General features: G+C 67.3%; 11 protein-coding genes. All 11 read right to left on the bottom strand.

What is annotated here, in order from left to right:
* Positions 1–6: 6 nt before the first annotated feature.
* Positions 7–546 (bottom strand): DUF6484 domain-containing protein, encoded by a 540-nt coding sequence (locus AAW51_RS14940; RefSeq protein WP_157359903.1) that lies wholly within the window; start codon positions 544–546, stop codon positions 7–9.
* A gap of 17 nt (positions 547–563) precedes the next feature.
* Complete coding sequence (locus AAW51_RS14935) at positions 564–2,819, bottom strand: type VI secretion system Vgr family protein (protein ID WP_047195240.1); 2,256 nt, start codon at positions 2,817–2,819, stop codon at positions 564–566.
* Positions 2,820–3,032: 213 nt separating this feature from the next.
* Positions 3,033–3,980, bottom strand: a complete 948-nt coding sequence (locus AAW51_RS14930) for a DMT family transporter (protein WP_047195239.1) — start codon at positions 3,978–3,980, stop codon at positions 3,033–3,035.
* Between the two features lie 168 nt (positions 3,981–4,148).
* Positions 4,149–5,657: an aldehyde dehydrogenase gene (locus AAW51_RS14925; protein WP_047195238.1), complete on the bottom strand. Its 1,509-nt coding sequence runs from the start codon at positions 5,655–5,657 to the stop codon at positions 4,149–4,151.
* A gap of 48 nt (positions 5,658–5,705) precedes the next feature.
* Entirely contained in the window at positions 5,706–7,151 is a 1,446-nt protein-coding gene (locus tag AAW51_RS14920) for a DUF3138 family protein (protein WP_238947601.1), read from the bottom strand.
* Positions 7,152–7,195: 44 nt separating this feature from the next.
* Positions 7,196–8,050: an ABC transporter permease gene (locus tag AAW51_RS14915; protein ID WP_047195236.1), complete on the bottom strand. Its 855-nt coding sequence runs from the start codon at positions 8,048–8,050 to the stop codon at positions 7,196–7,198.
* Positions 8,047–9,015, bottom strand: a complete 969-nt coding sequence (locus AAW51_RS14910; protein ID WP_083438308.1) for an ABC transporter permease subunit — start codon at positions 9,013–9,015, stop codon at positions 8,047–8,049. Before AAW51_RS14910 ends, AAW51_RS14915 begins: the two co-directional genes overlap by 4 nt.
* A 6-nt stretch (positions 9,016–9,021) precedes the next feature.
* A complete protein-coding gene (locus AAW51_RS14905) occupies positions 9,022–10,119 on the bottom strand; it encodes an ABC transporter ATP-binding protein (protein ID WP_047195235.1) in 1,098 nt (365 codons plus the stop codon).
* A 119-nt stretch (positions 10,120–10,238) separates the two neighbouring features.
* On the bottom strand, positions 10,239–11,372 hold the full coding sequence (locus AAW51_RS14900) for a polyamine ABC transporter substrate-binding protein (protein WP_047195234.1): 1,134 nt from the start codon (positions 11,370–11,372) through the stop codon (positions 10,239–10,241).
* Positions 11,373–11,448: 76 nt separating this feature from the next.
* Positions 11,449–12,852, bottom strand: coding sequence for an aspartate aminotransferase family protein (locus tag AAW51_RS14895; protein ID WP_169788033.1), 1,404 nt, complete (start codon positions 12,850–12,852; stop codon positions 11,449–11,451).
* Between the two features lie 64 nt (positions 12,853–12,916).
* Positions 12,917–14,284, bottom strand: a complete 1,368-nt coding sequence (locus AAW51_RS14890; RefSeq protein ID WP_047195233.1) for a glutamine synthetase family protein — start codon at positions 14,282–14,284, stop codon at positions 12,917–12,919.
* Positions 14,285–14,320: the final 36 nt, after the last annotated feature.

Raw genomic sequence — 14,320 nt, 5'->3', positions numbered from 1 at the left:
GGCCGATCAGTTGAGTTGCACCGACCCGCCCTTGATGCGGTTGACGCCGGTGGAGCGGCTGGAGACATAAGTGCCTTGCACCAGCACCTTGCCTGCCGCGGTCAGCGTGATGCTGGCCTTGCCGCAGCGCAGCACCAGCTGGTGCTGTGCGCTGACGGTCAGCCGTTCACCGTCCGCCTCGACCTGCACCTCGCCCGGGCGTTGCTCGAGCGGCCAGCCGGCGCCGTCACGCAACACGCCCATCACGATCGGTCTGGCCGCGTCGCCTGCTTCGAACATCAGGACCACCTGCCGGCCGATGTGCGCCCCGTGCAGGTCGACCACCGTGCGGGCGCGCAGCGCAGCGCTGCCGGGCTGGCCGGGGTAGACCACGAGCGGGTGGCCGCCTTCGGCCGACAGGGCCAGCAGTTCGCCGACGACCACGCCTTGCGGAGCCGGTGCCGCGGCGACCAACGGTGCTTGCATCAAGGGACGCAGCAGGTCCGGCCCTTGCGCGTCGTCCGCCAGTGCCACCTGTTCGTTCTCGATCTTCGTGGAGGTGCCCATCGTGCCTTCCTGCCCGTTCAGTTGTTGCAGATCTTCTTGCCCTTGATCACCACGTCTTTGGTCGCCTTGACGCCGATCTTCCCGGAGCCGTCCATCGTGATGTCGTTGCCGTTGAAGTTGATCGTGCCGTCCTTCTTCATATAGAGGATGGCCTTGCCGACCCGGATGGTGATCGAGTCGCCGGCTGTGATCACCAGGTCCTTGCCGACGGTCAGCGTGTCGTTTTTGCTCACGGAGGTGGTGCGGGCGCCGCCCACCTTGCGCCCCTCGTCGGAGGCCACTTCGGTCGACAGCGTCGCGCCCACTTTGACTGACTGGTCGCGCCCCACGGTCACCGACTGGGTCGCGCCCACGGTGATGTCCTGCATCGCGCCGATCTTGGTGGTCTGCGCCGCCCCGATCGCCACCACCTGCGCCGCCCCGATCGCGATCTCCTGCGCCAGCCCGACCGCGAGTGCGTCGTTCAGCGCCACCGCGGTGCTGCGCGCGCCGCCCACGGTGCCGGTCTGGTTGGCCGTGATGCCGTAGGTCTGGTTGGCGCCCACCGTCAGGCTGTCGTTCAGCACCACCTGCTTGGTGCGGTTGGCGCCGATGGTCACGGTTTCGTTGGCCCCCACCTTCTCGGTGCGGTCGACGCCGATGGTGATGCTTTCGTTGTGGCCGACCGTCTCGGTGCGGTCGTTTTTCACCAGCACCGTCTCGTTGTGGTCGACGGTCTTGCTGCGGTCATGTCCGACCCAGTGTGTTTCGTCGTTCTCGACCTCGATGTCCTGGTTTTTCTCGGCGTGCAGATAGACCTGCTCGCTGCCCTTTTTGTCTTCGAAGCGCAGCTCGTTGGCATTGGCGCCGCTGCCGCCCTTGCTGGAGCGCGTCAGCAGGCCGGTCTGCGTCGCGTTGGCCGGCAGCGCCCAGGGCGGCATCTGCTCGGCGTTGTAGACCCGGCCGGTGATGATGGGCCGGTTGGGGTCGCCTTCGAGAAAGTCGACGATGACCTCCTGGCCGATACGCGGGATCGCCATGAAGCCGAAGTTCTTTCCGGCCCAAGGCTGCGACACCCGCACCCAGCAGGAGCTGTTGGCGTCGCGCTTGCCATAACGGTCCCAGTGGAACTGCACCTTCACCCGGCCGTACTTGTCGGTGTAGATCTCGTCACCGTCGGGGCCGACCACGATGGCGGTCTGCGGGCCTTGCACGACTGGCTTGGGGGTGGTGCGCACCGCGCGGAAGGGCTCGTCCGCCGAAATGGACTCGAAGCTGCAATGAAAGCTGCTGCCGGCCGACAAGACGCTCTGCGGGTCCGACTGCAGCATCTCGATCTCGGTGCGGGTGATCAGATAGCCGGTGTTCTGGTCCTGGCGGTCGAAGCCGGTGAGCCCGAAGATGGCGCCGCAGGTGACGCCGCGCGCGTCGCTGGTGGCCCGGGCCACCCGGTAGCGGCACTGCAGCTCTTCGAGCCGGGTGCGCGCGAACTGTTCGCCGCGGTCGGCCTGCGTGTACTCGCCGGGGTAGTCGTACACCTCGTGGTCGGCCAGATCGTGCTGGCGCGGTGAGGCGCGCTGCTGCAGCAGCTTGACGCTGGGGCGCTCGAAATCGAAGTCGTTCAGCGCGGTCTTGCCGGGCAGCATCTCTTCGACCATACGCCAGGTGCGCACCGCTTCGCGGTCGGTGCGGTCGCCACCGGCCACTTCTTCGTACAGCAGCTGTTCGTAGCCCGGCGTCTTCTTGTGGGCGGGCGGCCCGTCAGCCAGCACCAAGGTGTGCTGCCCCGGCTTGTGCTCGAAGTAGAAGTAGATGCCCTCGTGCTCCAGCAGCCGACTGACGAACTGCAGGTCGCTCTCGCGGTACTGCACGCAGTACTCCCAGGGCTCGTAGCTGCCGGTGGTGCGGTCTTCGAACACGGCCACCGTGTGGTCGTCGAACACCTCCTTGACGATCTGCAGCGTGGTTTTGGCCTGGAAGATGCGGCAGTCGTGGGTGCGGCTCAAGGTCCAGAGCCAGGGCCTCAAGCGGGCCTCGTAGCGGAAGTAGCGGTCGCGTCGGCCCACCAGCTCGAAGCGTGACACCAGGCCGTGGAAGTGGCGCTTCGCGCCGCCCGGCAGTTTCAGGGCGACCTGGAGCCCCTGGCCAATGAGCTGGTCGAACGCGATGTCGGCCGACTCGCTCAGGAGTTCGAGCGTGTAGTCGTAAGGCTGCGACAGCGCTTCGACGCCCTGCAGGCGATAAAAGTACAACTCGTCGCCCAGCGGGTGGGTCAGTTCGGCCAGCACGTCCACGGTGTCGCGTTCCTCGGCTCCAGATGATGGAAGAAGGCGCGCCGCGGACTGCAGATGCCGGCGCTCGGTGTGCGCCCGACCCACGGTCAGGCACGGGCATGACGGTGCCTCAAAGCGGCGGCTGTTCCCATCCCTAGGTTCTAGGGGGAGTGCGACCTTTCCCCCATGAGAGGGGGGTGAGGCGCGTGGTCAGGAACATCGAAAGAAGTTGTTTCAGATGCCGTGGTCGTCGCGTTTTTGCGTCGGCCAGGTGGCGAGCACGAGGCCGGCCATCGCGAGGGCGAAGGCGGCGCCGTGAGCGGTGCTGAACTGCTCGCCGAGAAACAGCACGCCGACGGCGGCCGCGCTGACCGGCAGCATCACGGTGAAGACGCCGGCCGAGGCCGCCGGCACCTGCTTCAGCCCCGACATCCACAGCCAGACCGTCACCATGCTGGCGGCCAGCGAATAGAACAGCAGCAGCAGCCAGTGGGAGGCGCTGACGGTGGCGAAGTCGAAACGCCAGGCGAGGTAGAGGCCGAACGGCGTCACCAGGACCCAGCCCCACAGGTTGACGAGCGCGCTGATGCGCTTGGCCGACACGTTGGCCGTCAGCTTTTTGCCGATCACGACGTAGGTGGCTTCGCAGCAGACCGCGGCGAACAGCAGCAGCTCGCCCCACAGGCTGGTCGCAAGGCCCGTCGTGGCGCTGTCGGCCGGCTCGGTGTGCCATGCCTTGGCGACCGACAGCAGCACGATGCCGGCCACCGCACAGGCGATGCCCAGCTTGACCCGGCCCAGCACACGCTCGCCCAGCAGCCACCACGACAACACCGCGACGACGGCGGGGATGGCCGCCATGATCACGCCGGCGGCCAGCGCCGAGGTGAGCGAGACGCCGAACAGCATGCAGACCGAGAACAGGAAGTTGCCGAAGAACGACTCCCAGAACAACAGCCGGCGGTCTTGCGGCGACAGCGCCGCCTCGCCGGGTTGGCGCTTGAGCCAACCGACCATGGCGACGCCGCCGATACCGAAGCGCAGCCAGGCCAGCAGCAGGACCGGGAACACTTGCACCAACAGTTTGGACAGGCCGACGTAGCTGCCGACCAGGGCCATGCTGGAGGCGAGGGCGGCATAGGCGAGCAGGGGCGGGCGAGAGGGGACGGCGGAGACGGTCATCGGCAACGGCGGGCGCCCGCCGGGTGGCAGGCGCAAGGTTGAGGGTGGGGACGGGTCAGGCGGATGGGAGGCCCGCGGGGGAGATGATGCCGGAGTTGGGCCGCTCCTGCAGCGGCCGGGCAAGCTGCCGATGGGTTGTTCGGCGCCCCCTGGCCGCTGCGTGTGTCGTCACGGGTCGAGCCGCAGCCAAGTGGTTTTCAGCTCGGTGTACTTGTCGAAGGCATGCAGCGACTTGTCGCGCCCGTTGCCCGACTGTTTGTAGCCGCCGAAGGGCACGGTGATGTCGTCCTCGTCGTACTGGTTCACGTGCACCGTGCCGGCGCGCAAGGCGCGGGCGACGCGGTGTGCCCGGTCCAGCCCACTGCTCCAGACGCTCGCCTGTAGGCCGTAGCTCGATTCGTTCGCCAGCCGCACCGCCTCCGCCTCGTCTGCAAAGCGGATGACCGACAGCACGGGGCCGAAGATTTCTTCGCGGGCGATCTTCATGTCGTTGCGCACGCCGTCGAACACCGTCGGCTCGACGTAATGCCCGCCGCTCTCGGCCCGCACCTGCCGTCCGCCCGTCACGCAGCGCGCACCCTCGTCGTGCCCGGCCTCGATGTAGCCGAGCACGGTCCGCAACTGGGTCGCATCGACCAGGGCGCCCATTTCGGTGTTGCCGTCCAGCGGGTCCCCGGGCTGGTAGCGGGGGGCCAGCGCCGACACGCGCTGGACGAAATCGTCGGCGATGCTGCGGTGCACCAGCAACCGGGACGGCGCGTTGCACGACTCGCCCTGGTTGAAGAACATGGCGCCGGCGGCAGTCGCGGCAGCCCGGTCGAGGTCGTGGAAGTCGGGAAACACAATGAAGGCCGACTTGCCGCCCAGTTCGTTGTAGACCCGCTTCAGGTTGGACCGGCCGGCATATTCCAGCATGCGACGGCCGACCCGGGTCGAGCCGGTGAACCCGATCGCGTCGACATCGGGGTGCAGCGCGAGGGCCTCGCCGGCCTCGTGGCCAAAGCCGGGCACGACGTTGAACACCCCCGGCGGCAGGCCGGCTTCCAGGGCCAGCTCGGCCAACCGGGTCGCGCTGAAGGGTGATTTCTCGGACGGCTTCAGCACCACGCTGTTGCCGCTGGCCAGCGCCGGGCCCAGCTTCCAGGCCGCCATGATCATCGGGTAGTTCCACGGCACGATGGCGCCGATCACGCCCATCGGCTCGCGCGTGACCAAGGCCAGCGCACCCGGCCCGGTCGGCGCGATCTCGTCGTAGAGCTTGTCGATCGCCTCGGCATACCAGGCGATGCAGCGGGCGGTCGCGGGCACGTCGACGCTGGTGCTGTAGCGGATCGGCTTGCCCATGTCGAGCGTGTCGAGCAGTGCCAGTTCGTCGCGCGCGGCGAGGATGTGCTCGGCGAAGCGCAACAGCACCTTCTTGCGTGCGGCCGGCGGCTGGCGTGCCCAGCGACCGTCGTCGAAGGCGGCGCGGGCCGCGGCCACTGCACGGTCGACGTCGGTGCTGCCGCAGCGCGCCACGACGCCGAGGATGCGGCCGTCGACCGGTGACCGCTTCTCGAATTCGGCGCCGTCGGCCGCAGGCACACGGCGGCCGTCGACGACGGCGCGCCCATCCGCACGCAAGGCGCCGGCACGCGCATGCCAATCGGGGGAGGTCGGGGAGGGGGCTGTGGTCATCATCGAACTCCTTGTCGTGTTCCGCCTGCCGTATCACGCCGCGCCGGCTCAGAAGCTCACCAGCACCGAGGCGCCGAGGAGGTGGTTGGTCTTCTTGTAGCCACCGTCGTCGACGTCGAGGAACACCGGCAGGTTGGCGCGGTCGAGCCGGTACTCGGCCTTGAGGGTGGTGTTCAGGTTGAACAGATAGCTGGCGCCGAGCGACAACGCATACCGGTTGGCGCCGCGTTCCGGGTCTCCGTCGGGCGCCGGTCCGATGCCATTGCGGTCGTCCGCCGCGGTATAGCCCAGCAGGCCGCCGCCGTGGCGCTTGTTGTGCAGGTAGTCCAGCCGCGCGATGGTTTCGAAGCGCGGCGTGATCTTGTAGGCGGCCAGCCCCGACAGGCCCCACCAGTGTGCATTGCGCAAGGCGCCGGTGTCCGGGTCGGGCGTGATGGCGGCGCGCCGTTGTGTGCCGATGCTGGCCTGGCCCTGCACGGTCCAGTCGCCGCGGATGAAATAGGCATCGAACTCGAACAGGTGCAGCACCGAGTCGCGCTGCGGCACCACCTCACCTTGGTCGTCGACGACGTTCTCGCTGAAATTGGCGGCCTTGCCGTGTACGCCGGCGAAGCCGAAGCCCTTGAACTCACCGCGCGAATAGTCGACACGGTAGGCCAGCACCGGCGACTTGTTGCCCGAGCTGCGCTTGGACGCGTTCATGTTGGCCACCATCCACTTGGTGATCCACTTGCCCCGCGTGATTTCCATGCCGGCGCCGGTGTAGGCGGTGGGCAAGGTGAAGTCGAACAGCAGGTTGTGCGTGATCAGCTTGTTGAGCGTGGGCTGCAGGTATTCGTAGCCCGACCAGTCGGGCAGCTGGCCGGCGATGAACCGGGTCTGCAGGTTGCCCAGCGGCACCGACACCGACGCCTCGTGGACGATGGAGGTGCCGTCGAACACGGCGCCCACGCCGCGGTTGGGCGCCAGCGTCAAACGCCAGCGGGTGTTGCTGTCGGTCTCCTTCTGCAAGTCGAGCACCGCAGCCCCGAAGTAGGAGTTGTCGTAGTTGTAGCCGTCGTCGTCGACCCGGTTGAGAAACTGGAAGCCGGCCCGGTCCTGCAGGTGGTTGTAGATGTAGGTCGGGTCCATGTAGCCGCTGATCTTCAGTCCCTTGAAGCCCGAAGCTTCACGCGCGTCTTCGAGCGCTTCGGTCTTGACGACGACGCGGTTGAACTCCTGTTGTTGCTCGGCGGTCATGCCGCTCGGTGTGTCTGGGGCGGTGGTGGGCGGTGCGGCGGGAGCCACCACCATCGGGGCTGCCGGTGCAGCTGCCGCCGGCGCCGACCCGGTTCGGCTCTCCTGGTCGCGCAGCTTGCGTTCGAGCTGGTCGACGCGTTCGCGCAGCGCTTTGAGCTCCTTCAGCAGCGCGGCATTCGATTGGGCCGCCGCGGGCGCCGCGAGGCCGGCGACGAGGGCCGCCGCCAAGGCGGGGTGCTTCCAGGTATACATCATCGACTTCCTCCTCTGCGTTGTGGGGATGGGGACGACACGAAGGATCAACCGGAAGCACGCCGCTCCATCGACGCGGCGCGCAAACGCCCGCGCTCGGCACGTGCGATCAGGTAGCCCGCAGCCGTCACCCCCACCGCGACCAGCGCGACGATGACGGTGGCCACGGCATTCACGCTCGGATCGAGTCCGAGGCGGGCGCGAGAGAAGATGACCAGCGGCAGCGTGGTGGCGCCAGGGCCGGACAAAAAGGCCGACAGCACGACGTCGTCGAGCGACAGCGTGAACGTCAGCAGCCAGGCCGAGCCCAACGACGGGGCCAGCAAGGGCAGGGTGACCAGGCCGAACACCTGGGCCGGGCGCGCGCCCAGGTCCATCGCCGCCTCTTCCAGCTCGGGGTTCATCTCGCGCAGCCGGGCCTGCACCACCACGGTGGCGTAGGCCAGGCCGACCAGCAGATGGCCGAGCCAGATCGTCAGCATGCCGCGCTCGGGGAAGCCGAGCACGCGCTGCAACGACACCAGCATCAGCAGCAAGGACAGGCCGACGATGACTTCGGGCATCACCAGCGGCGCGCTGACCATGCCCGAAAACAGCGTGCGGCCCCCGAAGTGCCGGTACTTCACCAGCGTGTAGGCGGCCAGTGTGCCCAGCACCACGGCCGCACTGGCAGACCAGAAGGCGATCTTCAGCGAGAGCCACAAGCCGGCCAGGATCTCGCGGTCGCCCCACAGCGCGGCGTACCACTTCAACGTGAAGTCGCCCCAGCGGTTGGGCAGCGGCGAGTCGCTGAACGAGAAAAGCGCCAGCGCGACGATGGGCAGGTAGAGGAAGGCGTAGCCCATGAGCAGCCAGGCCACGCCCAAACCGCGGGCCCACCGGTCGCGAGCGCCGCGCTTCATCGACGCGCCTCCTGCGCCTCGGCCTCGTACTTGTGGAACAACGCGAGCGGCACCGTGATGAGCAGCACCACCACCACGGCTACGCTCGACGCCATCGGCCAGTCGTTGTTGCTGAAGAACTCGTCCCACAGCACGCGGCCGATCATCAAGGTCTGAGGGCCACCGAGCAGCTCGGGGATCACGAATTCGCCGACGCAGGGGATGAACACCAGCATGGCGCCGGCCACGATGCCGGCCTTCGACAGCGGCACCGTGACGGTCCAGAAGGCCACCCAGCGGGTGGCGCCGAGGTCTTGTGCCGCCTCGAGCAAGCGTGGATCGAGCTTGGACAGCGTGGCGTATAGCGGCAGCACCATGAAAGGCAGATAGGTGTAGACCATGCCCAGCACGAGGGAGAAGGGCGTGTGCATCAGCTTCCCCGGGGCGGGGATGGCGCCGGCCCACCACAGCAGCTGGTCGAGCCCGAGCGCGACGGCCATCTCCGCCACCCAGCCGTGCTCGCTGAGCAGGCCCTTCCAGGCATAGACGCGCAGCAAGAAGGAGGTCCAGAACGGCAGCATCACGCCCATCACGAGGACGGGCTGCAGGCTGGAGCGCGCCCGTGCCATGAAGTAGGCGAACGGGTAGCCGAGCAGCAGACAGCACGCGGTGGCGATGGCGGCATAACGCAGGCTGGCGAGGTAGGTCTTGAAGTACAGGTCGTCCTGCAGCAGGAAGCGGTAGTTGTTGAAACGCACGGTGAGTTGCAGCACGTCGTCCTGGTACGTCAGCAGGTCTTTCAGGGTCACCGTCTCCATCTCGGAGACGCTGATCTTGACGACGATCAGGAAGGGGAGCAGGAAAAACAGCAGCAGCCAGGCATAGGGCAGCGCGATCACCCAGCGTCGGCCGCTGCCGGCCTGCCATGGCGCTGGCGCGGCCTTCTTCTCGGTCGACCTCGGTGTGGGGGCGGCAGCGCCTTGCATGCGCGATCAGCCGGTCAACACCACTTGAGCAGTGTCGGGCCAGGTGGCCCACACCTCGTCGTTCCAGGGCGGCGGGTCGTCGGCGTGCCGCTCCTGGTGGCTCTGGCTGACCCTGAGCACTTGGCCGCTCGGCAGCTGCAGCTGGTAGAGCGTGTAGCTGCCGAAGTACGACATGCCTCGCACCCTGCCACTCACGCAGTTGACGGTCTGGGTGGGCGGGTGCCGCTGCAACCGGATCTTCTCGGGCCGCACCGCGACGCTCACGGGCATGCCCACCGACCCGGTGATGCCGTGGCCGACATAGTGCCGGCAATCGGCGCAGTCGATCACCACATGGTCGGGCTGATCTTCGACCACGGTGCCGTCCATCAGGTTGACGTTGCCGATGAAGTCGGCCACGAACCGGTTGGCCGGCGTTTCGTAGACGTCGGCCGGCGTGCCGACCTGCAGGATGCGACCGACGCTCATCACCGCGATGCGCGACGCGATGGCCATCGCCTCCTCCTGGTCGTGCGTGACCATCACGCAGGTGACGCCCACCTCTTCGATGATGCGCACCAGTTCGATCTGCGTTTCTTCCCGCAGTTTTTTGTCCAGCGCGCCGAGCGGTTCGTCGAGCAGCAGCAGCTGGGGTTGCTTGGCGAGGCTGCGGGCCAGCGCGACCCGTTGCTGCTGGCCGCCCGACAGCTGGTGCGGCCGGCGTTTGGCATGCGTGTCCAGTTGCACCAGCTTCAGCATGGCGGCGACGCGGTCGGCCAGTTCGCCACGGGCCAGGCCGTCGCGCCGGAGGCCGAAGGCGACGTTGTCCCAGACGTTGAGGTGGGGGAACAGCGCATAGGACTGGAACATCATGTTGATCGGCCGCTGCCACGGCGCCAGCTCGCCCAGGTCCCGGCCCGCCAGCACGATACGACCGGCGGTCGGCGTCTCGAAGCCGGCCAGCATGCGCAGCAGGGTGGTCTTGCCGCAGCCGGACGAACCCAGCAGCGCGAAGATTTCTCCCTGGTGGATGTCGAGGCTGACATGGTCGACGGCCTTCACACCGTCGAAGTCCTTGACGACCTGGTCGATCTGCAGGAACGCGCTGCCCGGCCCGCCGTTCATGGGTCCACCTTCGTGCTGCGCGCTGCGATGCGAGCGCGACGGGTCGCCGCAGCGGCGCGGCCCGAGCCTGCCGGTGTTGCCATCCGGTGTCCTCCTCCCTGGTGCGCCGGAGCGGCGTCTTACAGGCCGGTCTTGAACGACGTGTACAAACGCGTGATGGTGCGCCGGGTGTCGTTGTTCAACGCGTCCGGCGCCGTCATCTTTTTCATGTCGGCCTCGCTCGGGAACACCGTCGGGTTGCTCGCCACCTCCGGCTTGATGTGGGGGCGCGACGCCTGGTTGGGGTTGGCGTAGAAGACCTTGTTGGTCAATGCGGCGTGCACCTCGGGCCGCAGGATGTAGTTGATGAACTTGTGGGCGTTGAGCGGGTGGGGCGCGTCGGCCGGGATCACCATCACGTCGAAGAACAGCAGGCCGCCGGTCTTGGGGATCAGCGCCTCGATCTTCTGGCCGGTCTTGCCGTCGATGGCACGCTGGCGCGCGATGTTGATGTCACCCGACCAACCGAGCGCGGCGCAGATCGAGCCGTTGGCCATGTCGTTGATGTAGCCCGACGAGCTGAACAGCGTGACGTAGGGGCGGATCGATTTGAGCAGCGGCCCCACCGCGGCATAGTCGGCGGCCTGCCGGCTGTAGGGCGGCTTGCCCAGGTAGTGCAGCGCGGCCGGCACCACCTCGGTGGCGGAGTCGAGAAAGCTGACGCCGCAGGACTTGAGCTTGGAGATGTATTCGGGCTTGAACAACAGGTCCCAGGCGTTGTCGGGCATCGGCAGGTTGCCCAGCGCCGCCTTCACCTTGTCGACGTTGATGCCGACCGTGGTGTAGCCCCACAGCCAGTTGACCTGGTATTGATTGCCCGGGTCGAGCTTGGCCAGCTGCTGCTGCAGCGCTGGGTCGAGGTACTTGTAGTTGGGCAGCAGCGACTTGTCGATCTTGCGCAGCAGGCCGCCGTCGGCCTGCAGCTTGGCCCAGTACGACGACGGCACCACCACGTCGTAGCCGGTCCTGCCCGCCACCAGCTTGGCATGCACGATCTCGTTGTTGTCGAAGTTGTCGTAGCGCACCTTGATGCCGGTTTCCTTCTCGAAGTTCGCCAGCGTGTCCGGTGCGATGTAGTCGGACCAGTTGTAGACGTTCAGGACCTTTTCTTCTTCCTGGGCGCGCAGGGGCGCCGGGCCCGCCAGCGAGGCGGCGGCCAACAACAGGGCGGCCGCGGCGTGCGGTAGACCGGGGGCAGTGTGCTTCAACCTCATCTTCTGTCCTCCTCTGAGGGTGGTGTGGTTGCTGTTGTCGAAACAGGGCCCCCGGGGTCGGGGTGAGCCGTCGGGCTCACCGCCATCCCTGGTGCTGCACATCGGCCCAGGTCTTGTCCAGGCACAGGCGGATCAGCGCTCCCATTTCATCCACCTGAGCCCGTGTCATCACGAGGGGCGGGGCGACGATCATCCGGTCGCCGACCGCGCGCATCACGAGTCCGTTGGCAAAACAGTGCGAGCGGCACAACAGGCCGACCTGGCGCTCCGGCGGGAACGGCGTGCCGCTCGCCTTGTCGCGCACCAACTGCAGCGCCGCCATCAAGCCGCAGGTCTCGGCCCGGCCGACGAGCGGGTGCTCGGCCAGGCTGGCGTAGAGCGATGCAAGATGCGGGCCGGTGTCGTCGCGTACGCGCTCCACCAGCTTCAGCTGCTGCATCAAACGGATGTTGGCCAGCGCCACCGCACAGGCCACCGGGTGGCCCGAGTAGGTGTAGCCGTGCTCAAAATCGCCGCCTTGCTCGATCAGCACGCGCGCGACCCGTTCGCCGACCATCACGCCGCCCAGCGGCACGTAGCCCGACGTCACGCCCTTGGCAAAGCTCATCAGGTCGGGGCGGGTGCCGAACCGTTCGCAGCCGAACCAGTGGCCGGTGCGGCCGAAGCCGCACACCACTTCGTCGCTGACGAGCAAGATGCCGTGGCGGTCGCAGATGCGCTGCACTTCGGGCCAATAGGTGTCGGGCGGGATGATGACCCCGCCGGCACCTTGCACCGGCTCGCCGATGAAGGCGGCGACGCGGTCGGGACCGAGTTCGATGATCTTGTCTTCGAGCCAGCTGGCGGCCAGCCGGCCGAACGCGTCAGGCGCCATCTCGCGGGCCAGCTGGTATGCGTGCGGCTGCTCGATGTGCACGATGCCGGGGATGGGCAGGCCGCCTTGTGCGTGCATCGCCCCCATGCCGCCGAGCGAGGCGCCGGCCATCGTCGACCCGTGATAGGCGTTCTTGCGGCTGATGATGGTGTGGCGCTGCGGCTGACCGAGGATGTCCCAGTAGCGGCGCACCATGCGCACGACCGTGTCGCTGGCCTCCGAGCCGGAGCCGGTGAAGAACACGTGCTGGAACTGCGGCGGCGTGATCTCGGCCAGCAGCTCGGCGAGTTCGATCGCCGGCGGCGTGGCGGTCTGGAAGAAGCTGTTGTAGAAGGGCAGCTCGCGCAGCTGGCGCGTCGCAGCGTCGATCAGGGCCTGCTGGCCGTAGCCGACGTTGACACACCACAGCCCGCTCATCGCGTCGAGGATCTTGCGGCCGTCGCTGTCCCACAGGTAGATGTTGTCGGCGCGCGTGATGATGCGCGAGCCTTTGCGCGCCAGCGACTGGAAGTCGGTGAACGGATGCAGGAAGTGGGCCGCGTCGGCGGCCTGCCACTCGCGGGTGCTGCGGGTGGTGAGCAAAGGCTGTTGGGTGAGGGCGTTCATGGGGTCTCCCGAGAAGGTGGCACCGGGCAGGGCGGCGGTGAGCCGCCGGAACGAGGCCCGGTCATCAGACGTGCAGGAGCAGGTGCTCGCGCTCCCAAGGCGAGATCACCTTCATGAACTCTTCGTGCTCGATCTCCTTCACTTCGGTGTAGACGGTGATGAAGGGCCGCCCGAGGACCTCGTGCAGGTCGGTTTCGTCCTTCAGCTTGTCAAGCGCATCGCCGAGGCTGCGCGGCAGCGTGTACTCGCCGAGATAGGCATCGCCTTTGCATTCGGGGCTCGGCTCGATGCGGTTCTTGATGCCGAGGTAGCCGCAGGCCAGTGTGGCCGCCAGCGCGACATAGGGGTTGGCGTCGGCCCCGATGACACGGTTTTCGATGCGCCGTGCCGCCGGCGAGGCCACCGGCGAACGGATGCCGACGGTGCGGTTGTCGGTGCCCCACTGGATGTTGATCGGTGCTGCAGTGGAGCGGGCCAGGCGCCGGTAGGAGTTCACATATGGCGCGAACAGGGCCATCGCCGCCGGCACGTAACGCTGCAGGCCGCCGATGTACCAATAGAAGAGCTTCGAAGGGCTGCCATCCTCGTTGCTGAACAGGTTGCGCCCGGTGGCCTTGTCGACCAGGCTCTGGTGTACGTGCATCGCACTGCCCGGCTCGTGAGCCATCGGCTTGGCCATGAAGGTGGCGTACATCTCGTGGCGCAGCGCGGTTTCGCGGATGGTGCGCTTGAAGAAAAACACCTCGTCGGCGAGCTGCAGCGGATGGTCGTGGAAGAAGTTGATCTCCATCTGGCCCGCGCCCACCTCGTGGATCAGCGTGTCGACGTTGAGCTCCATCTGCTCGCAATAGGCGTAGATGTCTTCGAACAATGGGTCGAACTCGTTGACTGCGTCGATCGAATAGGCCTGGCGTGAGGTCTCGGCCCGGCCGCTGCGCCCGCGCGGTGGCCGCAGCGGCTGGTTGGGGTCGATGCTGCGCTCGATCAAATAGAACTCGAGCTCGGGGGCCACCACCGGCTGCCAGCCTTCCACTTCGAACAGCTGGCAGACGCGCCGCAACACCGAGCGGGGTGCATACGGGATCAGGTTGCCGGCACGGTCGAAACAATCGTGGATGACCTGTGCGGTCGGGTCGACCGCCCAGGGCACGATGCGCACCGTGGCGGGGTCGGGCTGCAAATGCATGTCGCGGTCGGTCGGCGTGATCACGTCGTAGTACGGCCCCTGATCGGGGAACTCGCCCGTCACGCCGATCGCCACGATGGCCTCGGGCAGCCGCATGCCGCGGTCTTCGGTGAACTTTTCGCGCGGCAGGATCTTGCCGCGCGCGACGCCGGTCAGATCGGGCACCAGGCACTCGATCTCGGTCACGCGGCGTTCGTTCAGCCACTGCTCGAGCTCGCTGAAAGTGAAGTTGTCTCGCACCACCATACATCCCCGTTTCTTGCATCGCGGGCGCCGCCCGCC

This window comes from Caldimonas brevitalea, assembly GCF_001017435.1.
GTDB classification, from domain to species: Bacteria; Pseudomonadota; Gammaproteobacteria; order Burkholderiales; family Burkholderiaceae_C; genus Caldimonas; species Caldimonas brevitalea.
Note: the sequence above shows the minus strand (reverse complement) of the source record. Positions and strands in the feature narration are given on the sequence as shown.

Coding starts and splice junctions, on each gene's coding strand:
- AAW51_RS14890 (WP_047195233.1), bottom strand. CDS start 14,284: ATGGTGGTGCGAGACAACTTCACTTTCAGCGAGCTCGAGCAGTGGCTG.
- AAW51_RS14925 (WP_047195238.1), bottom strand. CDS start 5,657: ATGACCACAGCCCCCTCCCCGACCTCCCCCGATTGGCATGCGCGTGCC.
- AAW51_RS14905 (WP_047195235.1), bottom strand. CDS start 10,119: ATGAACGGCGGGCCGGGCAGCGCGTTCCTGCAGATCGACCAGGTCGTC.
- AAW51_RS14895 (WP_169788033.1), bottom strand. CDS start 12,852: ATGAACGCCCTCACCCAACAGCCTTTGCTCACCACCCGCAGCACCCGC.
- AAW51_RS14920 (WP_238947601.1), bottom strand. CDS start 7,151: ATGATGTATACCTGGAAGCACCCCGCCTTGGCGGCGGCCCTCGTCGCC.
- AAW51_RS14930 (WP_047195239.1), bottom strand. CDS start 3,980: ATGACCGTCTCCGCCGTCCCCTCTCGCCCGCCCCTGCTCGCCTATGCC.
- AAW51_RS14910 (WP_083438308.1), bottom strand. CDS start 9,015: ATGCAAGGCGCTGCCGCCCCCACACCGAGGTCGACCGAGAAGAAGGCC.
- AAW51_RS14940 (WP_157359903.1), bottom strand. CDS start 546: ATGGGCACCTCCACGAAGATCGAGAACGAACAGGTGGCACTGGCGGAC.
- AAW51_RS14915 (WP_047195236.1), bottom strand. CDS start 8,050: ATGAAGCGCGGCGCTCGCGACCGGTGGGCCCGCGGTTTGGGCGTGGCC.
- AAW51_RS14900 (WP_047195234.1), bottom strand. CDS start 11,372: ATGAGGTTGAAGCACACTGCCCCCGGTCTACCGCACGCCGCGGCCGCC.